Here is a 12,838-nt window from a genome sequence, read left to right on the forward strand (position 1 = left end):
ATCTCCGTTACTATTTCCGCCTCTGGTCAGGTTTGATAAATTTGTTTATTTTAGCAAAAACTAAACCTCATCCTAACCACCGGCTGATTAATGAAAAAATATATTTTGCTACTGTGGACATGCTGTTCACTTCCAGTTTTAAAAGCTCAAAGCACAAAACCGGAACCTTCCTCCCCTATACGCGTAATTGTTTTTGGCGCACATCCGGATGACTGCGATCTTGGTGCTGGTGGAGTTGCCACGATCTATTCATCGATGGGTCATAAAGTAAAATTCGTTTCGCTGACCAACGGGGACAAGGGCCATCAAAGCATGAATGAAGGAGAATTATATTATCGCCGCCTCAAAGAGGCGAAAGAAGCGGCGAAACGTTTTGGAATTGAATATGAAGTTTTGAAAAATAATGACGGCGAACTGATGCCGACGCTGGAAAACCGCCTCGAGGTGATCCGCCAGATTAGAAAATGGAATGCAGATATTGTAATCGCTCCGAGAACAAACGATTATCATCCCGACCATCGTAATACTGGTGTAATCGTACAGGATGCGGCTTATCTCGTGATAGTTCCCAACATTGCCAGCAATGTGACGCCATTAAGAAAAAATCCTGTTTTCCTTTATTTTCGTGATCGTTTCCAAAAACCTAACCCATTCCGGCCTGATATCGCCATAGATCTTACCGCTGCGATGCCACAGAAAGTTTATGGACTGGATGCTCACGTCTCGCAGTTTTACGAGTGGCTTCCATGGACCAACCAGGATCTGGAGAATGTGCCGAAAGATGTAAATGAGCGAAAAAAATGGCTTTTGGCAGCGATGGAGAAAAGATCTGCTGTTACTCCGGAAATAAAAGTTTCGCTCGAAAAATGGTATGGAAAGGAAAACGCCGAAAAAGTAAAACAGGCAGAAGTTTTTGAGATCTGTGAATATGGAAAACAGCCAACCGCAGAGGAAATTAAAAAATTGTTCCCCATGCTACCTTAGCAGAACGAGCCTCACAGATAAGTTGATATCTGTAAGGCTCGTCTTACTATGAAAGCCGGTCTTTAAAGCTTTCGTAGCCATAGGAACGAATCAATCTAAAAGACCCGTTTTTTTGCCAAATACCAATGGAAGGAAGATTAACACCGTTAAATGTTGTCGTTTTAACCATCGTGTAGTGAATCATATCTTCAAAAATGATCCGATCTCCGATTTGAAGCGGCTTGTCAAATGAATAGTCTCCGATGAAATCCCCTGCTAGGCAGGTCATCCCTCCCATCCGATATGTTGGCTTTCCGGGCTGTGCTTCATGATAAGCGCCCCGGATCACCGGCTTGTACGGCATTTCCAAAGTATCAGGCATATGTGCTGCAAAAGAAGTATCCAAAATTGCCACATCAATTCCCTGGCTATCCATGACATCCAGGACAGTCGTTACCAGCTCGCCAGTCCTCCACGCTATCGCGGAACCAGGTTCAAGTATCACATCAATGTTATATTTCTCGCGAATTTTCTGAACAAGACCAATCAGCTTATCGATATCGTAACCTTCCCTTGTCATTAAATGTCCGCCACCCATATTGAGCCATTTTGCCTGATGTAATAAATCAGCAAAACGCGATTCCAGAGCTTCCAGTGTTCTTTCCAAAGTTGAGGAATCGTTCTCACAAAGGGAATGAAAGTGAATCCCATCAATGCCATCTGGTAAGGTATCAGGGAGTTTGTCGCGCGTCACACCGAGACGAGAGCCTGGTACGCACGGGTTGTACATATCTGTTTCTACTTCTGAATACTGCGGATTTACACGGATACCACATGACAACGCATGTTCAGGATTAGCCGCTTTAAATTCCTCGACTCGACCTTTGAAACGCTCCCACTGGCTGAATGAATTAAAAGTGATGTGGCTGCTGCGCTCCATGATTTCAGTAAATTCCTGATCCAAATAGGCTGGCATATAAGTATGTGCCGGATATCCCATAAAATCGTTTATCAGTTTCACCTCGTTCAGAGAACTCGCCGTTGCGCCGCTCAGATATTCTTTTACAATCGGAAATGCGCTGTACATTGAGAAACCTTTCAATGCGAGAATAATCTTGCAGCCAGCCGATTTCTGAACATGGTCTATTAAGGTCAGATTTTTGCGAAGCAACTCTTCCTCTAAAACAAAACAGGGAGACGGGATATTTGTGTAATCAATTGGCATTTTTATAGACAAAATGAGCGATGAATCAATGAGGCAAAACCAATGTTTATTTACATTTGCACACAAAAGTAAAAGATTGAATTGCGAAAAACGCATTTTACTGTTTTCATTTCAAATTAATAATATTGAATTATGTCCTTCCTCGTACTTGATATTGAAATGACCGGCCCTGAGCCTGGGTGGAACGAGATCATACAGATCGGAGCCGAATTCTTTGATGATCAGTGGCGTTCCCTGGGAACATACCTTCAAAATGTATACCCCGAAAACGAAGAGGCGTTCACGGCAAAATCGGAGGAAGTACATGGTTTATCTATTGATGATCTGGAAGATGCACCGATGATCTATGAGGTGATTCCTGAATTCGAAAAATGGATTAAGAAACTTAATGCCGGTAAACCAAATTTATCCAACGTCATTATCTGTGGTCAAAGCGTTATTTATGATATCAATTTTCTTCGTTTTGCCTACCGTAAGGAAAAAATGAACTGGCCTTTTTCCAACAAACAGATCGATCTTCATACCGTTTCGTATCTGTTCTTTATGATGTTAGAAAAAAACGGCCGATCTGTCCCGCGTTCGCTCAGTCTGGGTTCAGTGGCAAGTTTCTTTGGTTTTGAACGAGAAGAAGAGACACATAACGCTTTGGAAGATGCACAATTGACAGCCCGCTGTTTCAAAGAATTTTTCAAACTGATCGACAAAGTCAAACTTATATGATTGATTATAATCCGAAGGAATGGTTTAAGTATATCTTTTACTTCCAAAAAGCGGATACAGTCCGTAAACTGACGCCGCTGATCCTGGCCATCGGGGTTTATACAACTGTGGTGGCGTATCTGATCGTAGTCGTCTGGCGGATCGGAGAAAACACGGATTTGAAAAATATCTCATTGATGCATTCTCTGCTGGGTTTCGTCATCTCAATGTTACTTGTTTTCAGAACAAACACAGCATACGACCGGTGGTGGGAAGGCCGTAAACAATGGGGCGCATTAATGAATTGCAGCCGCAACCTGGCCCTAAAAGTGAGCGGATTAATTGGCCCGGAGCGTCAGGAAGAGCGGGAATTTTTCCAAATTATGATTCCAAATTATGCCTTCGCTTTTAAAAATCATTTACGAGGGCGTTTTATAGCAAACGAGTTTACCGAAACTTCTACTTTCAAACAGTCTGATCTTCGCCTCGACGACCATATTCCAAATCAAATCGCTGCCGCACTTTTTCGCAAATCAATTTCTTTGCAGAAAACAGGACTGATACTTCCGGAACATCTTATTCTTTTAAATCACGAACTTGAAGCTTTTACAAATATCTGCGGTGCCTGCGAACGAATTAAGAATACTCCAATTCCCTTGTCATATAGTTCTTTCATTAAAAAGTTCATCTTCATCTACTGCATTACCCTGCCGATTGGTTACGTCTTCAGCCTGCATTTCCTTGTTATCCCTTTTGTGATGTTTGTATTTTACATTCTCGCCAGCCTTGAAGTAATCGCTGAAGAAATTGAAGATCCATTCGGCAACGACGCGAATGACCTGCCGATAGAAAGAATATGCGCAGGCATACAAAGTTCTGCACAGGCATTGTTACGGTAGCAAAAACAGAAGATTTTAGCACAATTCAGCTTCAATTATTAGAAACTTATTAAATTTTTAATAAAAACAAACTTTTTTTCAAGCTCATTTTTTAACGTGATTTTAGCAAATTTTTAAATTTTAAAGCCTTATAACCCTAAACTGAAACCTGTTTTTTGGACTTTTGCAATTTTCCATTATTAATATCATTATTCTGCGATCGATTCTATCTAAACGCACAAAATCTGCGAAATCAGGCCAATTAGGCACTTTTCATAAAAGTTTGTTTATTGCATACGATCCTAATGGGTCATGATTACCAATCACTAGATAAACATCAATAAATATGAATAAGTCAGCCTTCATCATAGCCGTTATATTTGCAGCAGGTATTTCAATCGCTGCGAATGCGCAGTCGAATCGGATAGATCCCGGCGTTTCGACTCACAACTACAAACATCCTAACAAAGCAGCCAAAGCAAGAGCTCAGCGTACGGATGAGATTGTAGTTTCGAATATAAATACAATAGAAACATACAGCAAGCAACAAAACACCCGTTACGTAAGTACAACTCCAAAGTATGCACCGCGTGCTACACCTTTGGTTTTTGAGAGAACGTATCAAAAAGAAGGAGTGGATATTAATCCGCTTATTTCTCCGAGGAACTACAAAACTCCTGCAAACGCAGAAAGAAACCAGAGATCGGAAGTTGCACGGGTAAAATCGAAATCTGACTCTGTTGCATACGTAACAATAGACTAATCAGGTAAAATGTTAAGGTAAAAACCGGGGCCGCGAGGTTCCGGTTTTTTTTGTTGTCCAGCAGTTTTTGTTCCCATAACGGCGTTATTTTTTGTTTGAATTTTCAAATTCTTGTTATAGTACAATAAGTACCTTTTTATATTATTGAAATAATACAAATAAATGAAATTTAATTTGAACCAATGGCGTTTATATATCAACAACAGGAGGATATCAAAACATAACCCTGATTAGATTAACACCATAATAGAAATTTTCATCATCTGCGAAATATTATATTTTTTTACATTATTTAACAGTTAAAATACGGCGCAGAGCAACTTTAATACACATGTCATACACAGTTTTAGCACCCCCTCAATCGAAAAAATATCTGCGACTTGCCGTTGCTGCTTTTTTCTTTGTTCAAGGATTAAGTTTTGCCGCATGGGCTAGCCGTATCCCGGATATTAAAAATATGCTTCACCTGACTGAAGGCGGTTTAGGGACCGTCTTGTTAGCACTTCCACTGGGGCTAATGGCAAGTTTGCCGATATCTGGATGGATGGTTACCAAATATGGGAGTAAAAAAATGGTGCTTTTTGGAGCCATACTTTACGCAGTCACGTTAACCTTTATTGGATTCGCCACAAGAACGGAACATTTGGTTATAGTACTTTTTGCTTTCGGCCTTTGGGGAAACCTTTGTAACATCGCAGTAAATACGCAGGCTGTTGCCGTAGAGCAGGTGTATGGCAAATCGATTATGGCTTCGTTTCACGGACTGTGGAGCCTTGCAGGTTTTGTAAGTGCCATGATCGGAACGTTTTTCATCTCTGTCAATATTCCTCCGCACATTCATTTCATGGTCATCGCGGTTGCCGCATTCGCCATTATCTTCACCGCCTATAAACATACGATGCCGGATAGTGAACGAAATGCAGGTGAAGAGCAACCGATGTTCGTAAAACCTGATCGGGATCTTCTAATGCTTGGTCTGATCGGTTTTTGTGCCATGGTATGTGAAGGTGCGATGTTTGACTGGTCAGGCGTATATTTTATGGAAGTAGTAAAAGTCCCTGCTTCGATGAAAACGATGGGTTATGTTGCCTTTATGGGTACAATGACAGGCGGACGTTTTGCCGGAGACTGGCTGGCGAATAAGATCGGCAGAAAGAAGATGCTTCAGGTGAGCGGCTTATTTATGGCAACAGGTATGGCATTAGCGGTATTTTTCCCTTATATGGCCTCAGCGACGTTTGGATTATTACTCGTTGGATTTGGCGTTTCATCTGTTGTTCCATTGGTATATAGTGCCGCAGGAAAATCAACAACCATGTCGGCCGGCATGGCTTTGGCCGCCGTTTCTTCAATCAGTTTCATCGGATTTCTGATCGGGCCTCCTTTGATTGGTATTGTTGCTCAAATGGCTGATCTTCGTTTCTCATTCGCAGTAGTTGGAGTGCTGGCTTTTTGTACCACACTTCTTTCCTCCAAAGCAAAATTGATTCAATAATTCACGTTTATACGCGATTTAGTATAGACACTGGTATATTTTTAGTAGCCGGAATGATAACATGTTCATTCCGGCTATTTAATTTTTCGCTATATGAAAACCATAATAATCTCATTAATTCTTTGTGTTTCCTTATCACTAAACCTTAAAGCGCAAAATGATTCGTTGCGCAATCTGGACATTAACCTTGAAAATTATCAATACCCTTTTCCTGTTAAATTTATCCCTTTAACGATTCAAGGGGAAAAGCTGAAAATGGCCTATATGGATGTTCAGCCGCAGAAACCGAATGGAAAAAGTATTGTCCTCTTACATGGCAAAAACTTCAATGGCGCTTATTGGGAAAAAACGGCGAAAGCGCTAACCCAATCCGGTTTTCGTGTTATTATTCCTGACCAGATCGGTTTCGGAAAATCTTCAAAGCCAGCACATCTGCAATATACCTTTCATCAGCTGGCCACCAACACAAAGCAGATTCTGGATACTTTGGAAATCCGGAAAGCGATCATCCTGGGCCACTCAATGGGTGGTATGGTTGCTTCACGTCTTACACTGATGTATCCGGAAGTCGTTGAAAAACTGATTCTGGAAAATCCGATCGGGCTGGAAGATTACAAATTAACAGTACCTTATCAGTCGGTCGATAAATGGTATCAAAGCGAATTGAAAAGCAACTTTGAGTCCATAAAAAAATATCAGCTGAATAGCTATTACGATGGTAAATGGAAAGATGAATATACCCGTTGGGTGAATCTTTCCGCAGGATGGACTCTTAATAAAGATTACCCGAAAGTTGCCTGGAACAACGCCTTGACATACGATATGATTATGACACAACCTGTTGTCTATGAATTCCAGCATATAAAGGTGCCTACGCTTTTAATTATCGGCCAGCGTGATCGTAGTGCCGTCGGTAAGAACTATGCTTCACCAGAACATCAGAAATTAATGGGAAATTATCCTGAACTAGGAAAGAAAACTCATAATTCAATAAAAACCAGTCAGTTAATAGAACTTGACAATATTGGACACCTGCCACATATTGAGGATTTTGACAGATTTATTAAACCACTGACGAATTTCTTAAATCAATAGTTTAGACGGACTGGCACTTGGGAAAGTCATAGTCCGTCATTTTATTCCCAACTCACCGATATTACTAAACTACAAGAATACGCTAAATAAGATTTTTTGTTTTCCGCGTCACATTGCGCTATTTTTAGCCATGATAATTCCTGAATGACGCATAAGAATCAATTTACCATTGTACGTAAAAACGTCATTCAGGGAAATTTTATATTTTTATAATAGGTATTAAAGAACTATTCCTATGTAAAGTATAAAATACATAACGCAATAAGAAATCGCTAACACCCCTCATGGTTAATCACCTTTATTTTAAGCTGTTCCTTTATCTGTTCGTTGTGGTTCTTAGTGCTGGTCTTTATTTCTTTTGCACATATACAGCAAAGAATCGATTGGGGGCCTTCGGTGCAGATATATACCTTCCAATTCTACTGACATTCACGTTCCTGCTGAGGCTGCCCTACATTTTGAATATAGAAGTAAACGTTGACACCAGTACCTGGATCAGTTCGCTCATTTCAATTGAGCATTATCCTGACCGACTCTGGACCTTTTTTAATTATACAGACTCGCGTCCCTTAACTGTATTCCCATTAATTTTAATATCCGGTTTAGGAGTTGAGGTAAATTATTACACTTCTGAGTGTCTGGGAATTATTTTTTGGCTCTCCACAGTATTTTTTCTTTTTAAGACCCTCAACCTTTACCTGTTTAAATCTTTCAGTTTAGTTATCTCCTGGGGGCTATGTCTGTTTATCGGCACAATGTTTCTCTCCGATTATACCTCTTATAATTCTGAACAACTCGGAATACTTCTCTTGACTGCCTCTACCTATGGATACCTGCGTTACCTCAATCACAAAACAAAACAAGACTTTTCAATCACTTTTTCCGGTTTAATTCTCGGTAGTCTGCCTTACGTTAAATTTCAAAATGTTCCTATGGGGCTTTTGATTGCGGTTATGCTGATTATCGAAATTATACAAAGAAGAGAATGGAAACGTTTTTGGCAGCTTATCGGGGGAGGACTTCTACCGACGCTAAGCATCAATATCTACTATTTGTCAGAAAATAAACTAATGGTGTTCTGGAATAATTACTTCTGGAATTACTTTTACTATTCATACACAACGCAGTTTTCTAACGTGCCAATCAGCGAGAGATTCAATCCGGTCCGGATCATTAATTTTATTTATTATTCCGCAAATTCAAGGATATACATGTTCTCCGTTACGTTTGTTATTTTCACAGCGCTAATATCTTGTAGGAATACGATCCGGACCTGGGATAATATGCAGAAAAAAACGATTATTTTTTCAGTGCTCTTCACCCTTATCAGCCTTTATTCAATTCTGCAGTCAGGAAATTCTTTTCAGCATTACAGACTATATCTTTTGGTCCCGATCACGCTTTTGCTTGGACTGCTGATCGCTTTCGCGGCACAACAATACCGAAAAAATCTGGCCCTCGCATTCCTTGTCTGCTGTACGGTTATGGCAGGTTTCAATCTTTACACCCGTCCTGAAAAGACTGACACTTCCTTCGAAAATTTAGACTTTGCGGTGCTCAGGCTCATAGAAAAAGAGAGCAAAGCCAATGAACCCATTGTAGTCTGGGGCTGGCGCGATCAGCTATATGTCAGGTCTAAAAGAGCGATGGGATTTCGGGACGCGCACACCTTTCATTTTTCGTTGAAATCTAAACTAATCCCATTCTGGACAAAAGATTTTCTTCAGGACATGGAAACGAACAAGCCGGTTTTATTTATCGACACTACTAAACCCGCAGACTATTCGATATTCAGCAGGATGTTGCTACCTTACGAAAGAGTGCCTGTGATTAATACCTATATAAAAAAACACTACACACTTCTCGCAACGATTGAGGGACTAAGAATTTTTAAAAGAACACGATAAAATCCGGAAATGATGACATAACATCAATCTTCCCGGATTTGTGAAAATATTTACCGCCTAAGCCAGGAACTGTCTCAGGTAATTTCTGCTGGTTAAAATCGCGCTTTGAACGTCGGTGATACTGGATTCATAAGCTTTATCTTCCACTTCGATAACCACTGGCCCCCGATAACGAACATCGGTAAGTGCACCGAAAAACCCGCGCCAGTTGACATCACCCAGTCCGGGTAATTTCGGCGAATGATATTCAAGCGGATTTGCCATGATACCAACTTTATCGAGCTTATCCTTGTACAACTTTACATCCTTCAAATGGATATGGTGAAGTCTGTCTTTGTAATTATAGATCGGTTTTACCTCATCCATCATTTGCCAGATCATATGCGAGGGATCATAGTTTAAACCAAAGATCGGGCTTGGAATAATTTCAAACATTCTGTCCCAGACCGCAGGGCTTATCGCGAGATTTTTTCCGCCCGGCCACTCGTCATCAGTGAAAAACATAGGGCAATTTTCAATACCCACTTTTACATCGTTTTCTTCTGCTACTTTGACAATCGCAGGCCAGACATCTGCAAAAGTTTTGAGGTTTTCTTTGATACTCTTGGACGGATCCCGGCCTATAAAGGTTGTTACGACCGGAATATTCAATTTAGCCGCACCACGGATCACCATTTTAATATGTTCCAGATAAAATTCAGATTTAACAGGATCCGGATCCAGAGGATTAGGATAATAGCCCAAAGCAGAAATACTGATCTGTGCTTCCTTTAAAACGAATTGAATTTCAGAGACACGTTGGTCTGTCAGGTTGTTTACGTCAATATGTGTAACGCCGGCGTACCTTCGGCTATCTGCATTACCGGCAGGCCAGCACATCATCTCAACACATGAAAATCCGTTGTTTCCGGCAAATTTTACAACATGCTCAAAGCCAAAATCAGCCAGGATGGCACTGTTAAAACCTAATTTAAGCATAATGAAAGGGATTAGTAAATAAAGTCATTCTTCTCGAAAAGTCCGGTCTGGTAAAACTTTCTGTGGTGAAATTAACGATATCATTTGAAATCTATGCGAATTACCGACACATTAAGCCCAATTACCGCAAAGGTTTTTTAGTCAACTTCCCGTTTCGTACATTTCAGAAAACAGACCCATATGAAGATCAGGATATTTCAGTTTTTTAGTCATTGTTTTTTCATTTTCGCTTTTCTCGCACTTCCGTACATTTTCGCCCCAACGGGATTTCCCACGGTTGTTGTGTTGGAAAAAAATGCGCATGAAAGAACAAATTTGCTTTCCTATCTGCTGATGCTTTCGTTTTTTTATGTGAATTATTATGTTTTGATACCGAAATTTTATTTTGCTAAAAAGCATATCACTTATATAGGAATTGTCATCGTTTTTTTTGCTGGTATTCTTCTTCTCATGCATCAGCTAGACCGAAAACCAAGGATGCCCGCACCTTTTCCTGATCGCCCACCAAAATCAGAGCGATTTGAGAAACCTCCCGGCGCATTTGAAAACAGTCAGACGATGTTTCTATTTCTGGTAGGACTTGTTGTTTCATTTGCTGTAAAGATCAACGATCGGTTGAAAAGATCTGAACAGGAAAAGCTTCATACAGAATTATCTTATCTGAAGGCTCAGATAAATCCTCATTTCCTTTTTAATACATTGAACAGTATCTATTCACTCGCTATTGAAAAATCGGATCGGACCGCGGATGCGGTGGTCATGCTTTCTTCCCTTATGCGTTACGTAATCCGTGACGCCAGCGAAAACATGGTGCCGCTGAACAAAGAAATCGAGTATATCCAGAATTATGTTTCACTACAAAAATTTCGTCTCGATGATACAGTTGTCATTAATTTTCAAACAGAAGGGGCCGTTGTTAACCAAAAGATAGCGCCATTGATATTGATTTCCTTTATAGAAAACGCTTTCAAATATGGCGTAAATCCGGAACATCCATCTTTAATCGAAATCTCGTTAACCTCTAAAAATGATTCGCTTAATTTATACGTTTCAAACAATAAAGTTAGATTTGGTAGCCAGGAGGCAGATTCTTCTGGCGGCATTGGTTTAAGAAATACCAAGGCCCGGTTGCAGTTGTTATATCCCGCAAGGCACCAATTGAGCATTCAGTATAGCAATGAAAAATTTATCGTTGATCTTAAACTTAATCTCGCATGATCAGAACTATCGCCCTGGATGACGAACCGCCAGCATTGCGGATACTCGTGAATTTCAGCGCTAAGATCGACTTCATTGATTTGCAAAAAACATTCAGCCGGACCGGCGACGCAAGGGAATATCTAAAAAACAATCCTGTCGATCTGATCTTCCTGGATATAAATATGCCCTCTATGTCCGGGCTTGACTTCTATCAGTCTATTCCGCACGAAGCGATGGTAATTTTTGCCACAGCATATGCGGAACATGCTGTCGAAGGATTTAATTTAAATGCCACTGATTATTTACTCAAACCGTTCACATTCGAGCGTTTTCAGCAAGCGGCAAATAAAGCGAAAGAGTACCACCATTTCAAAAATCCGCCTGAAAGTTTGAAATATTTGTTGGTCCGAGCTGATTACAGTCTACATAAAATCGCTTATGCCGATATCTTGTTTATCGAAGGACTGGACGATTACTTAAAAATCCATATTCAAAACGCCAAGCCACTGGTCGTCCGGATGACGATGAAATCCATGCTCCAAAAACTGCCAGAGCAGGAATTTATCCGTGTGCACCGTTCGTTTATTATCCCGTTTGAAAGAATCGAAAACGTCAGAAATAAAATCATCAGTCTGGCTGGCGAAGAAATCCCGATCGGTTCGAGTTATGAAGAATCATTTGCCAGACGGTTCAAGGAATAATTTGAACACCGAAAACCCAGGAAGATGGCTCTCCCGGATCAAACTTTTGGTCCGGATTTTTTTTGCGCTTGAATAATTCATCAAGGAATTATGACCTCCATCAATTCAGGCAGCCATTTGTAACTATACTGCACCAATAAATCACTTGAATTTTAGTAATATTGATACAAGAAAGCAGTAAATCCGCTAAAATACGGCATTATTACTACTCTCGTTACGACTATCAACCAACCTAGATCAACTGAAAAATGGCAGATTCTGAACCTGGTATCGGCAAGAAGATACTGAGCTTTTTTATTAACGAAAGTACAGAACCTACACAAGTTAAACCGGTTTCCGAAACTCCTGCGGAGCAAGCAAAATCAGTTCCTGCGGCTACTGTACCGAACGTTGCCGGAACAGCGAACGTTGACCGGAAATTTGTTGAACATTTTGTGGATTTGCTGGAAAAAGCAAACTTACCCGGTCCGGATTATTTCGAATTTAAACAGGCTCTGCAGAGTATGGACAGCCTTGAGCTTGGAGAGGAAAAGAAATTCCAGGCTGCTTGGGCCAGCTTTAAGGCAATGGGCGGAATCAAGGATAATTCCATTTTAACAACCTCGGCAAATCAGTATCTCTCTATCCTGGGAAAGGACCGGGAATCATTCCTGAAAGATGTAGACCGGGCAATAAAGGAGCGCGTCGGCTCTTTAACGGATGAAGTAAAAAAACTGGAAGAGAACAATACTGCATACGCGCAGGAAATCGCTAATCTCCAAAAGAAAATCGACGATAATAAAAATCGCCTGGGCCAGATTTCCGGTGAAGTGGCAGAACAAAGTTCAAAACTTAACGCGAACCGTCAAAGCTTTGAAATTACATACCAGAGTTTTGTGGAACAGATAAATTCAGACCTTACTAAAATTAATCAATACCTAAAATAAACCTTCGA

The 12,838-nt window shown here is 40.5% G+C and carries 12 protein-coding genes; 10 read left to right on the top strand and 2 right to left on the bottom strand.

Annotated elements, in window-relative coordinates; all coding sequences use genetic code 11:
- The first annotated feature begins 90 nt into the window (after positions 1-90).
- Positions 91-984 (top strand): PIG-L deacetylase family protein, encoded by an 894-nt coding sequence (locus BMY70_RS13735; RefSeq protein WP_090335766.1) that lies wholly within the window; start codon positions 91-93, stop codon positions 982-984.
- Positions 985-1,030: 46 nt separating this feature from the next.
- Here the strand turns inward: BMY70_RS13735 and nspC are convergent, their stop codons facing one another.
- Entirely contained in the window at positions 1,031-2,188 is a 1,158-nt protein-coding gene (gene nspC, locus BMY70_RS13740; protein ID WP_090336505.1) for a carboxynorspermidine decarboxylase, read from the bottom strand.
- A gap of 132 nt (positions 2,189-2,320) precedes the next feature.
- On the opposite strand from nspC, the gene BMY70_RS13745 reads away from it, so the two are divergent.
- The 6 genes from BMY70_RS13745 to BMY70_RS13770 all read left to right on the top strand — a co-directional run bounded on the left by BMY70_RS13745 (position 2,321) and on the right by BMY70_RS13770 (position 9,025).
- A complete protein-coding gene (locus BMY70_RS13745; protein ID WP_090335767.1) occupies positions 2,321-2,908 on the top strand; it encodes a 3'-5' exonuclease in 588 nt (195 codons plus the stop codon).
- The gene (locus BMY70_RS13750; protein WP_090335768.1) at positions 2,905-3,786 is read left to right on the top strand and encodes a bestrophin family protein; all 882 of its coding nucleotides are present in this window, start codon (positions 2,905-2,907) and stop codon (positions 3,784-3,786) included. Before BMY70_RS13745 ends, BMY70_RS13750 begins: the two co-directional genes overlap by 4 nt.
- A gap of 325 nt (positions 3,787-4,111) precedes the next feature.
- Positions 4,112-4,528 carry a hypothetical protein gene (locus BMY70_RS13755; protein WP_090335769.1) on the top strand — a complete coding sequence of 139 codons (417 nt, stop codon included), beginning with the start codon at positions 4,112-4,114 and terminating at the stop codon, positions 4,526-4,528.
- A gap of 331 nt (positions 4,529-4,859) precedes the next feature.
- On the top strand, positions 4,860-6,023 hold the full coding sequence (locus BMY70_RS13760; RefSeq protein WP_090335770.1) for an MFS transporter: 1,164 nt from the start codon (positions 4,860-4,862) through the stop codon (positions 6,021-6,023).
- A gap of 93 nt (positions 6,024-6,116) precedes the next feature.
- Positions 6,117-7,118 carry an alpha/beta fold hydrolase gene (locus BMY70_RS13765; protein ID WP_090335771.1) on the top strand — a complete coding sequence of 334 codons (1,002 nt, stop codon included), beginning with the start codon at positions 6,117-6,119 and terminating at the stop codon, positions 7,116-7,118.
- Between the two features lie 458 nt (positions 7,119-7,576).
- Entirely contained in the window at positions 7,577-9,025 is a 1,449-nt protein-coding gene (locus tag BMY70_RS13770; protein ID WP_143072097.1) for a hypothetical protein, read from the top strand.
- Positions 9,026-9,082: 57 nt separating this feature from the next.
- On the opposite strand, the gene BMY70_RS13775 is transcribed toward BMY70_RS13770, so the two are convergent.
- Positions 9,083-10,003 (bottom strand): sugar phosphate isomerase/epimerase family protein, encoded by a 921-nt coding sequence (locus BMY70_RS13775; protein WP_090335773.1) that lies wholly within the window; start codon positions 10,001-10,003, stop codon positions 9,083-9,085.
- A 180-nt stretch (positions 10,004-10,183) separates the two neighbouring features.
- Between BMY70_RS13775 and BMY70_RS13780 the strand changes: the two genes are divergently transcribed.
- The 3 genes from BMY70_RS13780 (at position 10,184) to BMY70_RS13790 (ending at position 12,830) form a co-directional block, all read left to right on the top strand.
- Positions 10,184-11,221, top strand: coding sequence for a sensor histidine kinase (locus tag BMY70_RS13780; protein WP_090335774.1), 1,038 nt, complete (start codon positions 10,184-10,186; stop codon positions 11,219-11,221).
- Complete coding sequence (locus tag BMY70_RS13785) at positions 11,218-11,904, top strand: LytR/AlgR family response regulator transcription factor (protein ID WP_090335775.1); 687 nt, start codon at positions 11,218-11,220, stop codon at positions 11,902-11,904. The genes BMY70_RS13780 and BMY70_RS13785 overlap by 4 nt, the downstream gene beginning before the upstream one ends.
- 248 nt (positions 11,905-12,152) lie before the next feature.
- Positions 12,153-12,830: a hypothetical protein gene (locus tag BMY70_RS13790; protein ID WP_090335776.1), complete on the top strand. Its 678-nt coding sequence runs from the start codon at positions 12,153-12,155 to the stop codon at positions 12,828-12,830.
- Positions 12,831-12,838 lie beyond the last annotated feature (8 nt).

Source organism: Dyadobacter koreensis (assembly GCF_900108855.1).
Lineage (GTDB): Bacteria > Bacteroidota > Bacteroidia > Cytophagales > Spirosomataceae > Dyadobacter > Dyadobacter koreensis.